Origin of the sequence: Curtobacterium sp. ME26, assembly GCF_903970945.1 — a bacterium.
In the GTDB taxonomy this organism is placed as follows: Bacteria; Actinomycetota; Actinomycetes; order Actinomycetales; family Microbacteriaceae; genus Curtobacterium; species Curtobacterium citri.
Genome location: NZ_CAJCKG010000024.1, coordinates 31064 through 52002, shown reverse-complemented (window position 1 = coordinate 52002; position 20939 = coordinate 31064). Strand labels below are relative to the sequence as shown.

At 71.1% G+C, this 20939-nt stretch carries 20 protein-coding genes; 7 read left to right on the top strand and 13 right to left on the bottom strand.

The features are described 5' to 3' along the window. On the bottom strand, positions 1-287 hold a 287-nt coding region (locus H7A69_RS11020), incomplete at its 3' end, for a twin-arginine translocase TatA/TatE family subunit (protein WP_259346183.1). Positions 288-351: 64 nt separating this feature from the next. Between H7A69_RS11020 and H7A69_RS11015 the strand changes: the two genes are divergently transcribed. Next, a complete protein-coding gene (locus tag H7A69_RS11015; protein WP_182047057.1) occupies positions 352-984 on the top strand; it encodes an O-methyltransferase in 633 nt (210 codons plus the stop codon). A gap of 24 nt (positions 985-1008) precedes the next feature. On the opposite strand, the gene H7A69_RS11010 is transcribed toward H7A69_RS11015, so the two are convergent. After that, complete coding sequence (locus H7A69_RS11010) at positions 1009-1731, bottom strand: AAA family ATPase (RefSeq protein ID WP_182047056.1); 723 nt, start codon at positions 1729-1731, stop codon at positions 1009-1011. A 138-nt stretch (positions 1732-1869) separates the two neighbouring features. Continuing rightward, complete coding sequence (locus H7A69_RS11005) at positions 1870-2040, bottom strand: DUF3117 domain-containing protein (protein ID WP_017887054.1); 171 nt, start codon at positions 2038-2040, stop codon at positions 1870-1872. Positions 2041-2167: 127 nt separating this feature from the next. Here H7A69_RS11005 and H7A69_RS11000 point away from each other — a divergent pair, with 127 nt between their 5' ends. Next, on the top strand, positions 2168-3328 hold the full coding sequence (locus tag H7A69_RS11000) for an AI-2E family transporter (protein WP_182047055.1): 1161 nt from the start codon (positions 2168-2170) through the stop codon (positions 3326-3328). On the opposite strand, the gene H7A69_RS10995 is transcribed toward H7A69_RS11000, so the two are convergent. Together H7A69_RS10995 and dapE are read right to left on the bottom strand one after the other, a co-directional pair. Continuing rightward, positions 3307-4545 carry a hypothetical protein gene (locus H7A69_RS10995; protein ID WP_259346182.1) on the bottom strand — a complete coding sequence of 413 codons (1239 nt, stop codon included), beginning with the start codon at positions 4543-4545 and terminating at the stop codon, positions 3307-3309. The two genes, H7A69_RS11000 and H7A69_RS10995, sit on opposite strands and share 22 nt — an antisense overlap. Continuing rightward, entirely contained in the window at positions 4542-5624 is a 1083-nt protein-coding gene (dapE, locus tag H7A69_RS10990) for a succinyl-diaminopimelate desuccinylase (RefSeq protein ID WP_182047053.1), read from the bottom strand. Before dapE ends, H7A69_RS10995 begins: the two co-directional genes overlap by 4 nt. A gap of 128 nt (positions 5625-5752) precedes the next feature. Here dapE and dapD point away from each other — a divergent pair, with 128 nt between their 5' ends. Together dapD and H7A69_RS10980 are read left to right on the top strand one after the other, a co-directional pair. Next, on the top strand, positions 5753-6718 hold the full coding sequence (dapD, locus tag H7A69_RS10985) for a 2,3,4,5-tetrahydropyridine-2,6-dicarboxylate N-succinyltransferase (RefSeq protein ID WP_182047052.1): 966 nt from the start codon (positions 5753-5755) through the stop codon (positions 6716-6718). A 142-nt stretch (positions 6719-6860) separates the two neighbouring features. Beyond that, positions 6861-8285, top strand: coding sequence for a M60 family metallopeptidase (locus H7A69_RS10980; RefSeq protein WP_182047051.1), 1425 nt, complete (start codon positions 6861-6863; stop codon positions 8283-8285). 305 nt (positions 8286-8590) lie between these two features. On the opposite strand, the gene H7A69_RS10975 is transcribed toward H7A69_RS10980, so the two are convergent. The 7 genes from H7A69_RS10975 to typA form a co-directional block, all read right to left on the bottom strand. After that, positions 8591-9889 carry a citrate synthase gene (locus tag H7A69_RS10975; protein WP_083263736.1) on the bottom strand — a complete coding sequence of 433 codons (1299 nt, stop codon included), beginning with the start codon at positions 9887-9889 and terminating at the stop codon, positions 8591-8593. A gap of 191 nt (positions 9890-10080) precedes the next feature. Then, positions 10081-11199, bottom strand: a complete 1119-nt coding sequence (gene dapC, locus H7A69_RS10970; protein ID WP_182047050.1) for a succinyldiaminopimelate transaminase — start codon at positions 11197-11199, stop codon at positions 10081-10083. 14 nt (positions 11200-11213) lie between these two features. Next, positions 11214-11531 (bottom strand): ferredoxin, encoded by a 318-nt coding sequence (gene fdxA, locus H7A69_RS10965; protein ID WP_069711637.1) that lies wholly within the window; start codon positions 11529-11531, stop codon positions 11214-11216. A gap of 37 nt (positions 11532-11568) precedes the next feature. Continuing rightward, entirely contained in the window at positions 11569-12801 is a 1233-nt protein-coding gene (locus H7A69_RS10960; protein ID WP_182047049.1) for a PIG-L family deacetylase, read from the bottom strand. A gap of 19 nt (positions 12802-12820) precedes the next feature. Next, a complete protein-coding gene (locus H7A69_RS10955; RefSeq protein ID WP_182047048.1) occupies positions 12821-13360 on the bottom strand; it encodes a hypothetical protein in 540 nt (179 codons plus the stop codon). A 70-nt stretch (positions 13361-13430) separates the two neighbouring features. Further along, the gene (locus H7A69_RS10950) at positions 13431-14624 is read right to left on the bottom strand and encodes an amidohydrolase (RefSeq protein WP_220456228.1); all 1194 of its coding nucleotides are present in this window, start codon (positions 14622-14624) and stop codon (positions 13431-13433) included. 97 nt (positions 14625-14721) lie between these two features. Next, positions 14722-16644 (bottom strand): translational GTPase TypA, encoded by a 1923-nt coding sequence (gene typA / locus H7A69_RS10945; protein WP_069711641.1) that lies wholly within the window; start codon positions 16642-16644, stop codon positions 14722-14724. Positions 16645-16769: 125 nt separating this feature from the next. On the opposite strand from typA, the gene H7A69_RS10940 reads away from it, so the two are divergent. The 3 genes from H7A69_RS10940 to H7A69_RS10930 all read left to right on the top strand — a co-directional run bounded on the left by H7A69_RS10940 (position 16770) and on the right by H7A69_RS10930 (position 18912). Further along, positions 16770-17519, top strand: coding sequence for a CPBP family intramembrane glutamic endopeptidase (locus tag H7A69_RS10940; RefSeq protein WP_182047046.1), 750 nt, complete (start codon positions 16770-16772; stop codon positions 17517-17519). Positions 17520-17612: 93 nt separating this feature from the next. Further along, a complete protein-coding gene (locus H7A69_RS10935; RefSeq protein ID WP_182047045.1) occupies positions 17613-18092 on the top strand; it encodes a peroxiredoxin in 480 nt (159 codons plus the stop codon). 268 nt (positions 18093-18360) lie between these two features. Beyond that, the gene (locus H7A69_RS10930; RefSeq protein WP_182047044.1) at positions 18361-18912 is read left to right on the top strand and encodes a PH domain-containing protein; all 552 of its coding nucleotides are present in this window, start codon (positions 18361-18363) and stop codon (positions 18910-18912) included. A 79-nt stretch (positions 18913-18991) separates the two neighbouring features. Here H7A69_RS10930 and H7A69_RS10925 read toward each other — a convergent pair whose 3' ends face one another. Next, on the bottom strand, positions 18992-20704 hold the full coding sequence (locus tag H7A69_RS10925; protein ID WP_069711645.1) for an ABC transporter family substrate-binding protein: 1713 nt from the start codon (positions 20702-20704) through the stop codon (positions 18992-18994). Positions 20705-20939: the final 235 nt, after the last annotated feature.

The window sequence follows — 20939 nt, the reverse complement described above, 5'->3', positions numbered from 1 at the left end:
GTCTGCACGGCCGCCATGCCCGCGGCGGTGCTGTCGCCCGAGTCGAGCAGGGCGTCGCGGATGATGCGCCGCGGGTCGTACTGCCGCGGGTCGAGCTTCTGCCAGTCGACGTCGTCGAACTCGGGGCCCATCTCCTCGCGCATCCGGTCCTTCGCGGTGTCCGCGAACCGGCGCACGGCCTTCACGAACTCGGCGAGCTTCTGCGCGTACATCGGCAGGCGCTGCGGCCCGAGCAGCAGCACCGCGATGATCCCGATGATCAGGATCTTGTTGAAGTCGATGGACACGGCAACGAGCGTAACCCGTGACACTGCGCCGCACCCGTAGAGTTGTCCTCCGAACGGAGTGTGCGTGTCAGAGAAAGAGTCGAACTGGAAGTTCGCCGAGGACATCGTCTCGGAGCCCGAGGTGATCGCCCGAGCGCGAGAGCACTCCCTGGAACTCGGGGTCGAGGCGATCTCCCCCGCGATCGGCGCCCAGGTGGCCGTGGTCGCCGCGGCGTCCCGCGCGACCAGCATGATCGAGATCGGCACCGGGCTCGGCGTCTCCGGGCTGTACCTGCTGCGCGGCGCCCCGGACGCGACCCTGACGACGATCGACGTCGAGGTCGACCACCAGCAGTACGCGCGTGACGCCTACCTCGCGGCCGGCACGGCACCCGCGCGGGTGCGGTTGATCCCCGGTCGTGCGAACCAGGTGCTCCCCCGGATGAACGAGGCCTCCTACGACGTCGTCCTCGTCGACGCCGACCCCGAGCACGTCATCGAGTACGTCGAGCACGGCCTCCGGCTCGCGCGGGTCGGCGGGACGGTGCTCGTCCCGCACGCGCTCTGGCGCGGCCGTGTCGCCGACCCGGTGCGGCGGGACCGCGCGACGACGGACTTCCGCCTGCTGCTCACCGAGGTGTCGACCTCGGGCGCGGTGCGCAGCGCCCTCTCGCCCGCGGGCGACGGGCTGCTGCAGATGACGAAGGTCTCCGCCTAGCGGAACCCGGTCTGGAGGCGCGGGTCACCCCAGGTGGCGCAGGTACCGTTCCGGCGCGGCGAGGAAGGCTCGCTGGTCGCGGACCAGGTCGAGGTCGCTCCACGCGGTGCGGCGCAGCCCCCACTCCCCCACCTCGTGCACCGCGGCACCGGGGAACGCGGCGAGGACCGGAGAGTGCGTCGAGAGCAGGACCTGGCCGATCCCGGTGTCGACGACGGACTGCAGCAGGCCGATGAGGGCGAGGCACCCGGAGAACGACAGCGCCGACTCGGGCTCGTCGAGGATCCACAGGCCGGGCCACCGCGACCGGTCGATCACGAAGTCGAGGAACGACTCGCCGTGGCTGCGCTCGTGGAAGCGCGGCTCGTCGGGCCGGCCGCCGTGCCCCTCGAGGTACGTGAAGAAGCCGTGCATGGTCTCGGCGCGCAGGAAGAACCCGCTCTTCGGGGCACCGGGCTCGCGCACGAGCAGGAGGTGCTCCCACAGCTGCGACTCGGTCGGCCGGGTCGAGTGGCCGGACATCGTGGAGCCGCCCTCGGGCGACATGCCGTACGCGAGGGCGACCGCCTCGACCAGGGTGGACTTGCCGACCCCGTTGTCGCCGACGAAGACCGTCACCGGGTCGAGGTCGAGCCCCTCGTCGAGGACCTGCCGCACCGGCGCGAGCGTGCCGGGCCAGGAGTGACGCGACAGCGGGTCGGGCGCGTACTCCTCGATGCGGCGGATCGGCAGGCGGGTGCGGGGCACGTGACCCATCCTGTCCGACGGCACCGACAGGCGCAGGAGGCCGTGGACGGCAGGAGGCCCGGAGCGACAGGAGGCCCGGAGCGTGGGTGCTCCGGGCCTCCTGTCGTGGTGCTTCGACTGTCGTGGTGCTTCGACGGACTAGGCCGAGACGACCTCGGCGAGTGCGTCGTGGAGTTCCTTGGCCTCGGCGTCGTTGACCGAGACCACCAGGCGGCCTCCACCTTCGAGCGGAACCCGCACGATGATGAGTCGACCCTCCTTGACAGCCTCCATCGGCCCGTCGCCGGTCCTCGGCTTCATTGCTGCCACCAGATGTCCCCTTTCGTGCAGTACATGCCTGCCCATTATCCCGTATCAGCGGGGCAACTGCGAAACCGCCCAGGTTGGGGGCCGCGGATCGCTGCGTTCTCGCGGGTCGAAGTGGTCACCTTGGCGTGTGCCGAACACTTCCTCCACGACCCGGACGCCGGACCGGGTCACCGCTGACGCCGTCCCGACGGGCATGCGCATCGCCGGCGCGTTCTCGTGGCGCTTCCTCGTCGTGGTCGCCGCCCTCGCCGTCGTCGTCGCCCTGGTCGTCCTGCTGCAGGAGATCGTCGTGCCGTTCCTCGTCGGCCTGCTCGTCTGCGCGCTGCTCGCACCGATGTCGGCGTTCCTGCAGCGGCACGGGTGGCCCAAGTGGCTCGCGGTGCTCTCGTGCTTCGTCGCCGTCCTCGTCGTCATCGGTGTCCTCGCACTGGTCGTCACCGCCCAGATCCGCTACGACCTGCCGACGCTCGAGCACCGCCTCCGGAGCAACGTGCAGACGTTCCAGACGCTGCTGGCCACGGAGCCGTTCGGCATCACGTCCGCCCAGGTGACGAAGTACCTCTCCGAGGCGACGACGTTCCTGCAGGCCCACGTCTCGTCGATCCTCTCGGGCGCGGCCGAGGCCGGCAGCGGTCTGGTCCACGCCCTCGAGGGCCTGTTCATCGTGGTCTTCACCACGATCTTCGTGCTGGTCGACGGACGCCGGGTCTGGTCCTGGGTCGTGCGGATCTTCCCGCGCCGCTCCCGCGGTCGCATCGACGCGGCCGGGCAGGCCGGGTGGAAGACCCTGACGAGCTTCATCCGCGTGCAGCTCATCGTCGCGGTGACGGACGCACTCGGCATCGTCATCGGCGCCCTCGCCCTCGGGCTACCGCTCGCCGTGCCGATCGGTGTGATCGTGTTCTTCGGCGCCTTCGTGCCGGTGGTCGGCGCGATCGTGGCGGGGATCGTCGCCGTGGTCATCGCCCTCGTCTTCAACGGCCTGGTGCCGGCGCTGATCATGCTCGCCGTGGTCGTCGCCGTGCAGCAGCTCGAGAGCCACGTCCTGCACCCGTTCCTCACCGGTTCGGCCGTCCGGGTGCACCCGCTCGGCGTCGTGCTCGGCGTCACCGCGGGCACGACGATCGCCGGGGTGGTCGGGGCGTTCTTCGCGGTGCCGTTCATCGCCACGGTGAACGCGATGGTGCACGCCGCCGCCGACTGGCGCCCCGGAGAGCAGGACGACGCGACCCCCGCCGCGCGTCGGTCAGACGACCGCGAGGCCGATCACGGTGGGGTCCAGTCGTAGCCGTCGACCCACCAGCAGGTGTCCAGCCACACCCACTGCAGGCCGAGGCAGACGACGACGAGGAGCACGCGGTACACGCGGGAGCGCGGCAACGCGACGATGCCGAGCAGCGGAGCGATCGGCAGGAGGATCCTCCAGGTGCTCGACTGCGGGAAGAACACCGCGAGCAGGTACACGACGTAGGCGATGCCCCACAACCGGAGCTCCAGGCCGATGCGGCGGGCGGCGGGGTGGAGGACGAACACGGCGAACCCGACGACGGCCACCGCGAGCAGGACCCCGCCCGCTGGCTGCCGGAACCACCAGCCGAAGCCCTGGATCCACGGTGTGAAGGGCACGAGCTCCTGCCAGCCGATGTACGACGACCGCCAGGCGAGCTCGGTGTCCGTGTAGGCCTTCGGCACCCCGGTGACGGCCCAGGCGATCGCCGGCCACGCCAGGCCGACCAGCCCCGAGACGACCCCGACCACGAGGGGCGGGACGGCGCGACGGACCGTGAGCCGTCCGGTCTCCCGGACCCATGCCGGACGCACCGCCCACACGCCGAGCAAGAGCACCACCAGGAGCGCGAACGCGAGCCCGGTCGGCCGGGTCATCCCGAGCAGGAGCACGACGGGCAGCATCGTCCACCAGCGTCGGTCGACCATCAGGAGCAGGGCGACGAGGAGCAGGAAGAGCCCCATCGCCTCGGCGTAGGCGACCTGGAACACGGCGGACACCGGCGCGACGCAGAACAGCACGGTCGCGAACGTCGCCCGACCGTCGTCGAGGAAGCGGCCCATCAGGCGCCGGAAGACCAGGGCCGCGCCCCACCCGGCGGCGAACGAGACCGCGACCGCCACCGCTTCGAACGAGGCCCCCGTGAGCACCATGAGCCCGCGCACCAGGAACGGGTACGCCGGCATGAACGCCCACGCGTTCTCGGTGACGTGCCCGGCGCTGTCGACCGGCAGCGTCGAGGGGTAGCCGGACGAGGCGATCACCCGGTACCAGGCACCGTCCCAGATGGACGCGAACGACAGGTAGGACGGGTGCTGGACGGTGAAGGAGTTGGCGGTCTGCACGCTCGCGAACGCCAGGAGCATCGCGCCCGTCACGAGCCGCGCCACGAGGTAGACCACGCTGACCCGGACCCACCACGGGACGACGCGGTAGCGGGCCCGCCACCGCGTGGTGCTGCTCCGCCCCGTGACGACCGGCGCGGGGCCGGTGGTCACGCCGTCAGCCACCGACGCAGGCCGTCCTCGACCGCGGTGATCTGGTCGACGGGGACCTGCTCGTCGTCGTGGTGGGCGAAGACCGGTTCGCCGGGGCCGTAGTTGACCGCGGGGACGCCGAGCGCCGAGAAGCGCGCGACGTCGGTCCAGCCGTACTTCGGGCGGGGCGCGGGACCGCCGACGGCGGCGACGAACTGCTGCGCGAGCGGGGCGTCGAGGCCGGGGCGGGCACCGGCGGCGAGGTCGACGATCTGCACGTCGTACCCGTCGAAGAGCTCGCGGATGTGAGCGACGGCCTCGTCGGCGCTGCGCGACGGGGCGAAGCGGTAGTTGACGTGCACCATCGCCTCGTCCGGGATGACGTTGCCGGCGATCCCGCCGGTGATGCCGACGGCGTTCAGGCCCTCGCGGTACTCGAGTCCGTCCACCGTGACCGTCCGCGGTTCGTACGCGGCGAGGGTGGCGAGGATCGGGGCGGTCTTGTGGATGGCGTTGTCGCCGATCCAGCTGCGGGCGCTGTGGGAGCGCTTGCCGGAGGTGCGGACCTCGGCGCGGAGGTTGCCGTTGCAGCCGCCCTCGATCTGCGCGCCGGAGGGTTCACCGAGGATCGCGAAGTCGCCGGCGAGGAGCTCCGGACGGGTCCGCGCCAGGCGCCCGAGACCGTTCAGGGCGTCGCTGACCTCCTCGTGGTCGTAGAAGACCCACGTGACGTCGACGTTCGGCTCGGTCAGGTCGTGCGCGAGCTTGAGCTGCACCGCGCAGCCGGCCTTCATGTCGACCGTGCCGCGGCCCCAGAGGATCTCGGTGCCGTCCTCGGCGGTGCGGAACTCCGTCGGCAGGTTGTGGTTCAAGGGCACCGTGTCGATGTGCCCGGCGATGACGACGCGTCGTGCCCGCCCGAGCTGCGTCCGCGCGACGATCGCGTCGCCGTCACGGACCACGTCGAGGTGCGGCAGCGACGCGAGCGACGCCTCGATCGCGTCGGCCAGACGCCCTTCGTTGCCGGACACCGACTCGATGTCGCAGACGGCGCGCGTGATGTCGATGGACGAGGCGGTGAGGTCGAGCAGCTCCGGCATGCGGGCAGCCTACCGGCCGTGCCTCGCGCGCTCCGTGAGGGACCGCACACCTGTGGACGACGATCGCTCACGTCCCCGGCCGTCCGCCCGGACGGTTCGTCGCCCGGGGCGCTCGCTAGCCTGGTCCCGTGACCGAGACGACCCCCACCGCCCGACCGTCCCACGCCTGGGGCCACGGCCTCGCGACGATCGCCGCCGACGGCACCACCCTCGACACCTGGTACCCCGAGACGCACCTCGGCGAGCGCCCCGCCGACGCGGCCTTCCCCGAGGAGCTCCGCACCCACGTCGGCGACGACCCCCGGCGTGAAGTCCGGATCGAGGCGGTCACCACGGAGATCGCGATCGACGCGGCACCGACCAGCACGCCGGACGCCTACCTGCGGCTGCACCTGCTGAGCCACCTGCACGTGCGGCCGAACGAGGTCTCGCTCGACGGGGTCTTCGCGCACCTGCCCATCGTCGCGTGGACGAACGCCGGACCGGTCCACCCCGAGGCCCTGACGCGGCTGCGCCCGTCGCTCCAGCGCGCCGGCATCGCGGTGCACGCGGTGGACAAGTTCCCGCGGCTGCTCGACTACGTCGTGCCGGACCGTGTCCGCATCGGCGACGCGAACCGCGTCCGGCTCGGAGCGCACCTGGCTCCCGGCACCACGGTGATGCACGAGGGCTTCGTCAACTTCAACGCCGGGACCCTCGGTGACGCGATGATCGAGGGCCGGGTGTCCCAGGGCGTGGTCGTCGGCGATGGCACGGACATCGGCGGCGGCGCGTCGATCATGGGCACGCTCTCCGGCGGCGGGACGCACCGGGTGTCCCTCGGCGAACGGGCGTTGCTCGGGGCGAACGCCGGGCTCGGCATCTCGCTCGGCGACGACTCCGTGGTCGAGGCCGGGCTCTACGTCACCGCGGGCACGAAGGTCGTGCTCGTCGGCACGGCCCCCTCCCCCGACGGCACCCCCCGCACCGTCAAGGCGGCCGAGCTGTCCGGGGTGCCGAACGTCCTGTTCCGGCGGAACTCGCTCACCGGGGCGGTCGAGGCGTCGCAGCGGCATGGGCAGGGCATCCAGCTCAACACCGACCTGCACGCCTAGGCACCGGGACACGACCCCGCGGGACACCGCCGCGCCCGCTCGCCGGACCAGCACGCGGGAACGACGTCTCCGGAAGCGGACACGGCTCGACGGCGACGGCTCCGTACGCTCGCGGCGTCCCTGTCCCGACCGAGGAGTCCTGATGACCTCGTCCCTCCCCCGTCCCCACGGCGCGCGCGTCGCGCTGAGCGGCCTCGTGCTCGCCTCCACCGTGTTCGGTACGGTGCTCGTCCCCGCCACCGCGAACGCCGCCACCGACCCGGCACCGACCACCCCCGCTGCGACCGCCCCGCCCACGTCCGACGTCGACGCCGTCGGCATCCCCGCTCCGATCGTGGGGACGAGTGCCTCGGACCTCGCGGTCGCGCCGCTCGGCATCGCGGAGGACGCCCAGTGGGAGGACGGCACGCGCTACGCCCGCAGCGACCTCCGCCAGGCCGGCCGGTGGATCAAGAAGGGCCAGCAGATCGCCGTCACGGTGCCGGAGGGCATGGGCGGCGTCTTCGTCGGTGTCGGCCAGTACGGCAACCACATCGGCATCAACCAGTGCAAGAACGTCGGCGTCGCACAGTTCGCCGCGCGCGGGGGCGTCACCACCGAGATCACGGCGCCCCACGACGGCCTCGTCTCGGTGTTCGACACGAGCGACACCGACACGGGCATCGTGCACATCGCGGGTGGGTACCCGGTCCCGACCTTCGTGAAGGGGCAGACCGACCGCGCGAAGTTCGACCGGCAGCTGCGCGAGTGGACGGCCAGTCCGTTCTTCCTGCTCATCGGCGAGCGCGTGCAGGCGGACGTCCGTCGGCACTCGGACGAGCCGAAGGACGACCAGAACGAGGAGCTCGTCCACGGGGACGACCTCGACGCGCGCCTCGCCGCGTGGGACGACGTCGTCGAGACCAACGCGAAGTTCTGGGGCGGTCAGGGCAAGCACCGCGTGCACATCGCGACACCGAGCTACGACGTCTCCGGCAGCTCCGAGTACGCCGACGCCCACAACGGCTTCGTGTCCTTCCCCACGGACTTCGCCGACCCCCACAACCTGCTGACCGGCGACCGCACCCAGGCGGGCGAGGGCCACTTCCGCCACGCCATCGGGCAGGTCTACCAGCAGCGCTCGACGCGCTGGAAGAACGGCTTCGGGCAGGCGGACGACTACGCCTCGGCAGACCTCGCGAGCCTCGTCATCGAGGAGCGGGTGAACGGACGGAACTGGCTCGACGGCTGGACGGACAAGGTCCGGGAGTTCCGTGCGAAGCCGATCGAGCAGCGCGACTTCTGGGCGAACCAACTGAACGCCACCACGCGCAGCCTGATGTTCGACCAGCTGCGTCGTGCGTACGGGAACGACGTCGTCGCGCGGACGACCGCTCGCGCGAACGAGGACGGCGACCGCACCTACCGCCGCGCGTTCATCCGTGCCGCAGCCCAGGTGACGAAGCAGGACCTCACGCGCTTCTTCGCGGAGTGGGGCATCAGCGTCGAGGACGACGTGCGCGCCGAGATGGCCACGTACCCCGAGCCGAAGACGCCCATCTGGGACGACTTCGACGCCCTGCACTGATCCCGACGACGGACAGGAGGCGCGTGGCGGTCCCGCCACGCGCCTCCCGTCCGTCGGGTCGAACCATGGAAGCGACATCGAACCGACCGGGCGGGCTGGTTCGACGTCGCTTCGGTGGTTCGACGCACGCGCGCGTTCCGCGCGGTCGCACGCGCGTCACAGAGCGAGCAGGACACGCCGCATGCGCGTCGCCGAGCGGGCAGGAGCCGTCGCCGCCGCGTCCCAAGGTGACAGAAAAGGCCCGCTCGCGGAACGCGAGCGGGCCTTTCGGCACCGGCGACGGCACAGCGCCGTCGTCGTCGGCCTCAGCGCGCCGGCAGGTCCCGTTCCGGGTGCCCGACGTACAGCTGCTGCGGGCGGCCGATCTTGTTGAGCGGGTCGTTGTTGAGCTCGCGCCACTGGGCGATCCACCCCGGCAGCCGCCCGATCGCGAAGAGCACCGTGAACATCCGCGGCGGGAAGCCCATCGCCCGGTAGATGATGCCCGTGTAGAAGTCGACGTTCGGGTAGAGCTTCCGGCTGACGAAGTACTCGTCCTCGAGCGCGATCTGCTCGAGCTCCATCGCGATGTCGAGCAGGTCGTCCTGCACGCCCAGCGACTGCAGCACCTCGTGCGCGGACTCCTTCACGAGCTTCGCCCGCGGGTCGTAGTTCTTGTACACGCGATGCCCGAAGCCCATGAGCTTCACTCCGCGCTCCTTGTTCTTCACCCGCTCGACGAAGCGCGACACCGGCTCGCCCGAGTCCTTGATCTGCTGGAGCATCTCGAGGACGGCCTCGTTCGCACCGCCGTGCAGCGGCCCGTACAGCGCGTTGATGCCCGCGGAGATCGACGCGAACATGTTCGCCTTCGTCGAGCCGACCAGGCGCACGGTCGAGGTCGAGGCGTTCTGCTCGTGGTCCTCGTGCAGGATCAGGAGCCGCTCGAGCGCCTTGGACAGCACCGGGTTCGGCTCGTACGGCTCGGCCATGGTGCCGAAGTTCAGCCGGAGGAAGTTGTCGACGAACGACAGCTTGTTGTCCGGGTAGAGGAACGCCTGACCGATCGCCTTCTTGTGCGCGTAGGCCGCGATGACGGGGAGCTTCGCGAGGAGCCGGACGGTCTGCAGCTCGACCTTCTCCGGGTCGTCGACGTCCATGTCGTCCTCGTAGTAGGTCGACAGGGCGCTCACGGCGCTCGACAGGACGGACATCGGGTGCGCCGAGTGCGGCAGGGCGTCGAACAGGCGCCGGAGGTCCTCGTGCAGCAGGGTGTGCCGGCGGATGCGGGCGTCGAAGCCCGCGAGCTCCTCGTCCGTGGGGAGCTCGCCGTAGATGAGGAGCCAGGCGACCTCGAGGTAGGTGCAGCCGGACGCGACCTGGTCGATCGGGTACCCGCGGTAGCGCAGGATGCCCTGGTCGCCGTCGATGTACGTGATGGCGCTCTTCGTCGCCCCGGTGTTCACGAAGCCGTAGTCGAGCGTGTTCAGCCCGGTCTGCTTCTTGAGCGACGAGATGTCGATGGCGGACGCGCCGTCGACGCTCGGCAGGATCGGGAACTCCGCCGTGCCACCCGGGAACGTCAGCGTCGCGGTCTCCGTCGACTCGGCGGCGGCAGGGCTCACGGGAACGGGCGTGGTGGGCGGTGTGGCCGTCTTCTGAGCATCGTTGGCAGTGTCAGTCACGGGGACAGCCTAACTGCGAGGACTGTCGGTCGTGCACCACCCGGAGGCGAAGGTTTGGTGGACTCCACGGATTGTGCGGAGCACGCACGTCGTGCGTTGCGGTGTCGGTCGGGAGGCGCGGTGCGCCTCCGTCAGGACGCCGCCAGTCGGCGGGCGCTCGCCAGACGCTGCGCGGCCGCCGCGATCCGGTCGTCGGTCGCCGTGAGCGCCACCCGCACGTGCTCCGCACCCGCGGGACCGTAGAAGGTGCCCGGCGCGACGAGGATGCCGCGGTCGGCCAGCCAGCCGACGGTGTCGAGCGCCGGCTCGCCCCGGGTCGCCCAGAGGTAGAGCCCGGCCGTGCTGTGGTCGATCCGGAAGCCGGCGCCCTCGAGTGCCCGTCGGAGCATGTTCCGACGGGCCCGGTAGCGGGCCTTCTGCTGCTGGACGTGGGTGTCGTCAGCGAGGGCGACGATCATCGCGTCCTGCACGGGCAGCGGCGGCATCATGCCGGTGTGCTTGCGCACCGCGAGCACGTCGGCCAGGACCGCGGCGTCACCCGCCACGAACGCGGCGCGGTAGCCCGCGAGGTTCGACTGCTTCGACAGCGAGTAGACGCTGAGGACGCCGTCGGTGGTGTCGCCCACGACCCGGGGGTCGAGGATCGACGGCGTCGGTGCGGCGTCGTACGGCGGCTCCCACCCGAGCTCGGCGTAGCACTCGTCGCCCACGATCACGGCGCCGAGTGCACGGGCTCGTTCCACCGCGGCACGGAGCTGCTCGACCGTGAGCACCCGGCCGTCGGGGTTGCCCGGCGAGTTGAGCCACACGAGCTTCGTCGTCTCGGGCCAGGCGGCGGGGTCGTCCGACGCCAGCGCCTCCGCACGCACCAGGGCGGCACCGAGCTCGTAGGTCGGGTACGCGGCCTCGGGGAACACCACGGTGTCGCCGGGTCCGATGCCGAGCCACAGCGCCAGCCCGGCGATGAACTCCTTCGAGCCGATCGTCGGCAGCACCTGGTCCGGCGTCAGCGTCACGCCCTGTCGGCGGGCGTACCACGCGACGATCGCCTCGCGCAGGGCCGGTGTGCCGGCGACCTGCGGGTAGGCGTGCGCGTCGGTCGCCTGCGCCAACGCCGTCCGGACGACCTCGGGGGTCGGGTCGACGGGCGAGCCGACGCTGAGGTCGACGATGCCGCCCTCGTACGCCGCGGCGCGCTGCTTGAAGGGGACGAGCTGGTCCCAGGGGAAGTCGGGGAGGTCGAGCGCCACGGTCCGGTCCGGGGTCAGCCGCGCGGGGGCTCGGCCATGACGACCGGGTGGTCCTTGTGGATCACACCGACCTTCGCCGCGCCACCGGGCGACCCGACCTCCTGGAAGAACTCCACGTTGGCCTTGTAGTAGTCGGCCCACTCGTCGGGGAGGTCGTCCTCGTAGTAGATCGCCTCGACCGGGCAGACCGGCTCGCACGCACCGCAGTCGACGCACTCGTCGGGGTGGATGTACAGCGACCGGTCACCCTCGTAGATGCAGTCGACCGGGCATTCGTCGATGCAGGCGCGGTCCTTGACGTCGACACAGGGCTGGGCGATCACGTAGGTCACGGTGCGGGTGCTCCCTTCGGACTGAGCGTGGTCGAGTCTACCCGCGGCGCCCGGGAGCCCCGGACCGCGCGGGGTCCGCGGACGACGGAGCCGACGCCGCTGCGGCGCGGGCGCGGAGTCCGGACAGGTCGGGCCACGCGAGTGCGAAGGCCGCGATCGCCGCGGGTGCGAAGGTCCAGACGTACCCGGCGAGGTTCGCGAGCACGAGCGGTGACGACTGGCCGCCGACGCTCACCAGGACCTGCGTGGCGACGATGATCGCGATGCCGGCCGCCGCGACCATCGCCCGTGAGCGGTACAGGAGCCGCAGTCCCACGACGAGCCCGAGCACGACGAGCGTGGTCAGGACCATGCCGACCGGGAAGCCCCCGAGTCGCTGCTGGTGCGTGACGGTCCCGAGCGCTCCGACGACCAGTCCGGCGACCGCCGCGACGACGATCGCCGTGACCTTGCCCTGACGGCCGAGGTCGGCGAAGGTCTCCGGTGCCGGCGGGACCGGGTCGGCGTCGTGCCGGAACGCCTCCACCGCGGGGGCCGCCTGCCGGACACCGTGCGGCATCACCCAGGTCAGGCGCTGCGGATCGACCGGGTCGACCGGGTCGACGGTCACCTGCGACCGGTACTGCTCCACCGCGGCACGGACCTTCGCCCGGACCGGCGCGACGTCGACCATCAGGTCCACCTCGGGCGAGTCCGCGGGGACGATCATCGAGAAGGCGACCTCCTCGGCGCGGGCGGCGTACCGCGCGGCGTGGTGCACGCGCACGTGGTCCGGGTGGCCGTAGCCGCCGTCGTCGGCGTAGCTGACCACCGCGTCTGCCCCTGTGGAACGGATCGCCGCGCGGACGTCGTCGACGACCTCGCCGAGGTCGGCCGCGGTGAGCGAGTCGACCGGGGCGTCGGCGGCGGCCGTGGCACGCCCGTCCGGCCCCCACTGCATGCCGGAGTCGGTGTACCGCCGCTCGGGCAGGTCGGTGGGGCGCGCTCCCCTGCCGCCGAGCCACAGGTGCGCCGGGCCCCCGAGGGCGGCCAGCGCGGCGGCGATCTCGGTCTCGCGGTGCGCGGCCACACGGGGACCGTCGCCGAAGAGCGGCGCGAGGGCCTCGGTGAGCATCTCCCCGCGTTCGCCCCGGGTCGCGGTCAGGACCGTGACCTCGGCACCGAGCTCCAGCAGGGTGGCGATGGTCCCGCCGGACGACAGGGTCTCGTCGTCGGGGTGGGCGTGCACGAACAGGACGCGCTCGGGACGCGTTGCGGGAGCCTTGGACATCGCGTCCCAGGGTACTTCGCTACCGGGGCGTGACGATGTACGTCGCGGTGGCACCGGCCTCGGAGTCGGACACGGTCAGGACCACGCGGTACGCGTCGCTCCGGAACAGCCCGAACGCGCTCGTCGCGTCGGCACGCTTCGCCGACTCGGTGTAGCCAGCCGCGGCCAGCTGCTCGTCCGCCGCGCCGAACTCGTCCACGGAGGCCACCCGGACCTGGACGACCCAGCCGGTGCCGTCCGGGCCGGCCCCTCCGCCGAGGACGGTGCCGTCGACGAGCGGGACGTCCGCGGACGGGAAGCCGTCCGGGACCTTCCCGTCGCTCGTCACGCCCGAGCCCGACAGCGCCGCGTCGAGCGCGCCGTCGATGCCGCCGGCGACCGAGGCCATGCCGTCCTGGACGGCCTTGCCGTCGATGCCCTGCACCGTCTCGCTCACGTTCGACGCGACCGAGGAACCGAGGTCGGTGGCCTGGCGGACGGCGTCGGCGGAGCAGCCGGTCAGGCCGGCGAGGGCGATGCCCGCCGTGACGGCGGCGATCAGGGTCCGGGGCGTGCGCATGGGCAGCACCCTAGGGCCCCATCCGCCGGGCTCGGCGTGCGTTGGCTGTGGATCTCCCGCCCGCCGCGCCTCAGGACAGCCAGGCGCGAGCGGCGGCGGTCAGGGCGTCGACGCCGACGGGGATCGCGGTCTCGGCCTGCGGGGCGTAGAACGGCGAGTGGTTGCTCGGGATCTCCTCGCCGCGACGGAACAGTTCGGGGTCGGTGATCCCCGTGAACCAGTAGACGAGCGGCACGCCGGCGGCCGTCGCGAGCTGCCCGACGTCCTCCGACGCCATCGCGAGCCCGATCTCCAGGTCGCGGGCGTCCGGCACGACCCCGCGGAGCGCGTCGAGCACCCGACGCGCGGCGTCCGCGTCGTTCACCGTGACCTCGGCACCCGGTGCCCGCTCGATGGTCGGGGCGGGCAGACCGCCGGCGTCGCTCTCGGCCCGCACGATGCGCTCGATCGAGGCGATGATGCGCTCGCGGGTCTCCTCGTTCCGGGCCCGCGTCGAGATCTCGATGACGGCCTGGTCCGGGATGATGTTCGGGCGCGTACCGGCGTGGAACGAGCCGACCGTGACGACCCCGGCGTCGGACGGCGAGACCTCGCGCGAGACCACGGTCTGCAGGCGCACGACGGCGCTGGCGGCGGTGACGATCGGGTCGAGCGACGCCTGGGGCGCCGAGCCGTGCGCACCGCGGCCGTTGAACGTCACCGTCAGGCGGTCGCTCGACGCCATCACGGGGCCGGAGCCGACCGCGACGACGCCGACCGGGGCCGGTGCCGAGTGCTGCCCGAGGACGACGTCGGGCTGCGGGAAGCGCTCGACCAGGCCGTCCTCGATCATCGCGCGGGCGCCGGAGATGACCTCTTCCGCGGGCTGGAAGACCGCCACGACCGTGCCGTGCCACGCACCGCGGTCGTCGACGAGGCGCTCGAGGGTGCCGAGCAGCCACGTCACGTGGATGTCGTGCCCGCAGGCGTGCATCGTCGGGACCTCGGCGCCGTCGTCGTCGCGGCCGGTGTGCGTGCTCGCGTACGGCAGGCCGGTGCGCTCCTGCACGGGCAGGCCGTCGATGTCGGCGCGGAGCCACACGACCGGACCGTCGCCGTTCGACAGGACGCCCACGACACCCGTGCCGCCGACGCCCGTGGTGACCTCGATCCCGCCGAACTCGGCGAGCCGGTCGGCGATGACGCCGGAGGTGCGGTGCTCCTGGAAGCCGAGCTCCGGGTGGGCGTGCAGGTCCTGGTAGAGGGAGAGGAGATCGAGGGTCACGCGCTCCACCGTATCGCCACAGACCGACGGCCCGGCCACCTCGTGAGGTGACCGGGCCGTCGGACGGAGGGGTGCCTCCAGACCGGTGTCGGACCGCTTACGCGTCCTGGCGCTTCAGGCGGGCGTACGAGCGCTGGCGGGCCTGCGCGTCGAGCTCGACCTTGCGGATGCGGACGGCGTCGGGGGTGACCTCGACGCACTCGTCCTCGCGCGCGAACTCCAGGCACTCCTCGAGGGAGAGCTGGCGCGACGGCGTCATCGACTCGAAGGAGTCGGCGTTCGCCGAACGCATGTTCGTGAGCTTCTTCTCCTTCGTGATGTTGACGTCCATGTCGTCGGCGCGCGAGTTCTCGCCGATGACCATGCCCTCGTAGACCTCTTCGGTCGGGTTCACGAAGAACGACATGCGCTCCTGCAGGTTCGTGATCGCGAAGGGCGTCACCACACCGGAGCGGTCCGAGACGATCGAGCCGTTGATGCGGGTCTGGATCGGGCCGGCCCACTCGTCGTAGCCGTGGAAGATCGCGTTCGCGATGCCGGTGCCACGGGTCTCCGTGAGGAACGACGTGCGGAAGCCGATCAGGCCACGCGACGGCACGACGAACTCCATACGGATCCAGCCGGTGCCGTGGTTCGTCATGTTCTCCATGCGACCCTTGCGCGCGGCCATGAGCTGCGTGATCGCGCCGAGGTGCTCCTCCGGCGTGTCGATCGTCATGTGCTCGTACGGCTCCTGCAGCTTGCCGTTCTCGTCACGGCGGGTGACGACCTGCGGCTTGCCGACGGTGAGCTCGAAGCCCTCGCGACGCATCTGCTCGACCAGGATGGCGAGCGCGAGCTCACCACGGCCCTGGACCTCCCAGGCGTCCGGACGCCCGATGTCCTCGACCTTGAGCGAGACGTTGCCGATGAGCTCGCGGTCCAGGCGCTCCTTGACCATGCGGGCGGTGAGCTTGTGGCCCTTCACCTTGCCGACGAGCGGCGAGGTGTTCGTGCCGATCGTCATCGAGATCGCCGGTGCGTCGACCGTGATGGTCGGCAGCGGACGGACGTCCTCGGGATCGGACAGCGTCTCACCGATGGTGATCGTGTCGAAGCCGGCGACGGCGACGATGTCACCGGGGCCCGCGGACTCCGCCGGGTAGCGGTCGAGCGCCTTCGTGATGAGCAGCTCGGTGATGCGGGCGTTCGCGACGGTGCCGTCGTGCTTGACCCACGCGACCGTCTGCCCCTTCTTCATCGTGCCGTGGAAGATGCGGAGCAGCGCGAGGCGGCCGAGGAACGGCGACGCGTCGAGGTTGGTGACGTGCGCCTGCAGCGGGTGCTCGTCGTCGTACTTCGGCGCCGGGACGTGCTGCAGGATCGCCTCGAAGAGCGGCTCGAGGTCGTCGTTGTCCGGCAGCGTGCCGTCCTCGGGCTTGTTGCGCGACGCGGCACCGGCACGACCCGAGGCGTAGACCACGGGGACGTCGAGGATCGCGTCGAGGTCGAGGTCCTCGACCTCGTCCGACAGGTCGGAGGCCAGGCCGAGGAGCAGGTCCTGCGACTCGGAGACGACCTCGTCGATGCGGGAGTCCGGGCGGTCCGTCTTGTTGACGAGCAGGATCACCGGGAGCTTCGCGGCGAGCGCCTTGCGGAGCACGAAGCGGGTCTGGGGCAGCGGGCCCTCGGACGCGTCGACGAGCAGCACGACACCGTCGACCATGGAGAGGCCGCGCTCGACCTCACCACCGAAGTCGGCGTGGCCGGGGGTGTCGATCACGTTGATCGTGATGCGACCGCCCGGGTTGAACTCCTCGGCGTGCTTCCCGTTGTAGAGCACCGAGGTGTTCTTCGCGAGGATGGTGATGCCCTTCTCGCGCTCGAGGTCGTTCGAGTCCATCATGCGGTCTTCGCCCTCGAAGTGGGCGTCGAACGAGTTGGTCTGCGTGAGCATCGCGTCGACGAGGGTGGTCTTGCCGTGGTCGACGTGTGCCACGATGGCGACGTTGCGCAGGTCGGACCGGGTGGCGAGCGCCATACAGGACATCCTTCGGTGTTCAGGAGAAGATCGGGCGGCCGGTCATCTTGGACAGACGGCACCCGCGGGCAGAACGCCCGACACGCCAGTCTACCGGTAGTTCGCAACCCCGAGGAGTACAGCCCGTGAGCAGACGACGAACGTGGATCGAGATCACGATCGTCCTCATGCTCTCGCTCGGCGGCAGCGCGCTGTACTCGGTCCTGCAGATCATCGACGACCTGTCCCAGACCACCCCGCTCGGCGAGCAGTCCACGGCGCTCAACACGTCGACCACGACCGTGCAGTACGTCGACCTCGCCCGGCAGCTCGTCGGCATCGCGGTCGACCTGGCCCCGGTCGCGCTGGTCTGCTACCTGCTCTGGAGCACGACCCGCCCGCACCTCCGACGGCTCGGCATCGACCGGTTCCGGGCCCGGCCCGACCTCGGCGGCGCCGCGCTCATCGCGCTCGGCATCGGGGTCCCGGGACTCGCGCTCTACTTCACCGGGCGGGCACTCGGCTTCACGGTCGACGTCGACCCCGCGGCGCTGAACACCTACTGGTGGACCATCCCCGTCCTGCTGCTCTCGGCGATCCGGTCCGGGCTGCAGGAGGAGGTCATCGTCATCGGGTACCTGTACGAGCGCCTCGGAGGCATCGGCTGGGGGCGGTGGCAGGTCATCCTGTCGACGGCGGTCCTGCGCGGGAGCTACCACCTGTACCAGGGGTTCGGCGCCTTCGTCGGCAACGCCGTCATGGGCGTCGTCTTCGGGTGGATCTACACGAGGTGGGGACGGCTCCTGCCCCTCGTCATCACGCACTGCCTGCTCGACGCCGTGGTGTTCGTCGGCTACCCGTTCGTGGCCGCGGCCCTCCCCCAGCTGTTCCGCTGACCCGCTGACCGCGCGACGACCTCGGTGCATCCGCCCAGCGCGCGTCCAGCGGGGCGGGGCGTGGTTCCCGGCCGGACGCCCTAGCGTGGGCGCATGCAGATCCCCGAGGTCGGTGAGCCAGCGCCGGGCTTCACCCTGCCCGGCACCACCGTGCGGGGCGGCGCCCGCACCGACGGCGAGTACGCGCTGTCCGCCGAGATCGGCCGGACGGTGGTGCTCGCCTTCTACCCGGGCGACGCCACCCCCGTCTGCACCGCCCAGCTCTGCAGCTACCAGGAAGAGCTCGACGACTTCGGCGACCTCGGCGCGGTGGTGTGGGGCATCAGCCCGCAGGCCCTCGACTCGCACGCGGCCTTCGCCCACGGCTCCTCGCTCACCTTCCCCCTGCTGAGCGACCCCGCCGGCGACGTCGTCCGCGCGTACGGACTCGTCGCGCCGGGCATCGGACTCCGCCGCTCGGTGTTCGTCATCGGACCGGACGGCGTCGTGCGCTGGCGGCACGTCGGCCTCGTGGGGCTGCGCTTCCCGAAGGCCGCGACGATCCGGGCGCAGGTCGAGCAGCTGGTCGCGTAGCGGGTCGACGGCGTGTCGATCTCCTGAAGGTTCCGCAGTGGGGTGTTGACACCCGAACGGGGGACGGGGACCATCAGAGGGACGAGCGGTCCACACGGACTCGCCTCCCCGGGGAATCGGGTCGTCCGGAGGTACGCGCCGGTGTGTCACGCCCGCTCCCCGGACGTCCCCGGGGAGGCGCTCTCGTCACGCTCCCCGGCCGTCACGGCACCGTCCGAGGGTCGGCGCTCTCGACGTCTCCGAGGGTCGGCGCGCCTACCATCGTCGGGTGACCCCCACCGTGATCGTCGCCCCCGGCATGCGCCGGCTCGCCGTCGTCCTCTGGGGCATCGCCGTCGTGCTCGTCCCCCTCGCCCTCGTCGGCGGCGGGTCGCCGTGGTTGGTCCCCGTGCCGAGCTGCTTCATCGCCCTGGTCGCCTGGGCCGTCTTCTGGCGCCCCCGCTTCGAGTGCACCCCGGACCACCTCCGCATCGTGGACGTCCGCCGCACGAGCACCTACGACTGGCGCCGCGTCACCGAGATCCGCACGAAGTACGGCATCGAGGTCGTCACCAGCGAGGGCGTCCGCCGCACCTGGCTCGCCACCCGTCCCACCGCACGGCTCGGCGAGACCAGCGGCCGGCCGGGAGGCACCACCCCCCTCGACGTCGACGCCGCGGCCCGTAGGATGCGCACCTTCGTCCCCGTGCCGGTCGAGCAGACCGGCCCACCACCCGCGACGGTGGTCCCGGCGCGGATCACGCACCGGGCGCACGGCTGGTCGGTGACCGGGATGGTCGTCCTCGGCGTCGCCGCGTCGATGGCCGCCGCGCAGCTCTGACTCGACCGCATGCCTGCTGCCCCGGACGCACGGGACCCCCGCCGCCCGGAGGCGACGGGGGTCCCGTGTGGAGGGGAGACTACTTGCTGTAGCCCACGTCCTGCCACTTGACGGAGCTCGACTGGAACTGCGCCGGACCGTAGTTCACGAGGTCCTTCCGCACACCCCAGGCGTAGGGCTCCGCGAACAGCGGGATGGTGCCGGCGACCGCGACGATCTTCTTGTCGATGGCCTGGGCGTCCTTGATCCGGGCGCTCGCGTCGAGCTCGGCGTTCGCCTTGTCCCACGCGTCGCCGAGCGAGTCGTCGGTCACACCGGCGTAGTTCTGTCCGGCGTCGGCCGGGTAGAAGATCGACTTGAGCGAGGACACCGGGAACGGCGTGCCCTGCCACGCGAAGTACGTGGCGTCGAAGTCACGCGTCTCGGTGGTGATGTACTTCGTGAAGAAGTCGTCGGTCGGCACGGTGTCGATCGTGACCTTGAAGCCGGCCGCCTTCGTCTGCTGCTGCACGAGCTGCGCGATGTTCGCCGAGTTCTGGTTGTCCGACGGGATGACGAAGCGGACGTCGAGCTCCTTGCCGCCCTTCGACGCGTAGCCGTCCGAACCGATGGTGTACCCGGCGTCCTGCAGCTTCTTCTTGGCGTCCTCGACGCTGTAGCCGTAGACCTTCGAGGCGTCGTCCTCGTAGCCCTTCTGCCCCGGCAGGTACACCATGTTGTTCAGCACGTCGCCCGGGCTCTTCACCGGAGACAGGATCGCCTGGGCGAGCACCTTGCGGTTGAGCGACTGCGCGAAGGCCTGGCGGACCTCCTTGTCCTTGAAGACCTCGGAGGTGCCGTTGAGGGTCACGTGGCGCCAGGTGGTGCCGAGCGAGCGCTCGATCTTCGAGTCGGACCGGCTGTTCGCGGTCTTCAGGTTGTCGGCGCTGCCGTAGAGGTTGAAGGCGTCGAGCTCCTTGTTGGCGTAGGCCTGGGCGAGGCCGTCGCGGGACACGGTCTTGAAGACGATCGTGTCGAGCTTCGGGGTGTCGCCCCACCACTTGCTGTTCTTCTCGAACGTGAGCACGCCGCCGTTGGCGTCGAAGGACTTCAGGATGTACGGACCGCCGGAGACGAAGGTCTTGCCGTCGGCCGCGTACGGGCCCTTGGCCCACGCCTTGTTGAAGTGGTCGGGGGTGTCGACGGCCCAGGCCGGGTAGATGCCGGAGAGGACGCTCGCCCAGTCGGCGTTCGTCTTCTTGAAGGTGATGACCACGTCACGCTCGTCGGAGCCCTGCTCGACGGACTCGACGTCCTCCCACACGTTCGTGGCAAGCGGCGCGAAGGCCGGGTTCGTGCCGTTGAGCGCCTTCCAGTTCGCCGCGACGTCCTTCTCGGTGATCGGCGTGCCGTCGGACCAGACGGCCTTCGGGTTGATCTTGATCTCGACGGTCTGCGGCGAGTCCTTCGTCAGCTTCACCGAGTCCGCGAAGTCCGGGTTCGCCTCCCAGTCGCCGTTCTCCTTGAACTGGATGAACCCGGGCAGGTACACCCCCGCGATCGTCTGGTCGTCGACCGTCCCCGAGTCGAGGTTGCTGATCTGGAAGTTGGCGGGAGCCGAGTCGATCGGCAGCGTCAGCGAACCGCCGTCCTTGACCGAGTCGCGGTCCGCGCTCGTCCACCCGGTCGACTTCAGCGACGACTGGGCGACGGCGGAACTGCTCTCGCCCGCCGTCCCACCACCGGAGCAGCCGGCGAGCACGAGGGCTGCGGCGGCCGCGGTGGCGAGCACGGCGGTGGTCTTGATCCTCATTCGCATCGCGAGGATCCCCTTTCGATGTGTCTGCGCTGAGCGCCTTGCGACCCCGACGGCCCCTGCCGTCGGGTCTGTTGGTTGAGAACCCTAACCACATCCGCAGCGACCACAAGAGTCCCTGCGAGGAATCGAAACACGGCTGTAACACATGTTGCATAGCGTCACTTCGCATCACCACGACGTGGTCGGATGGGGTTACGCTCTCGTCACCGACAACGCCGTCCGTACCCCT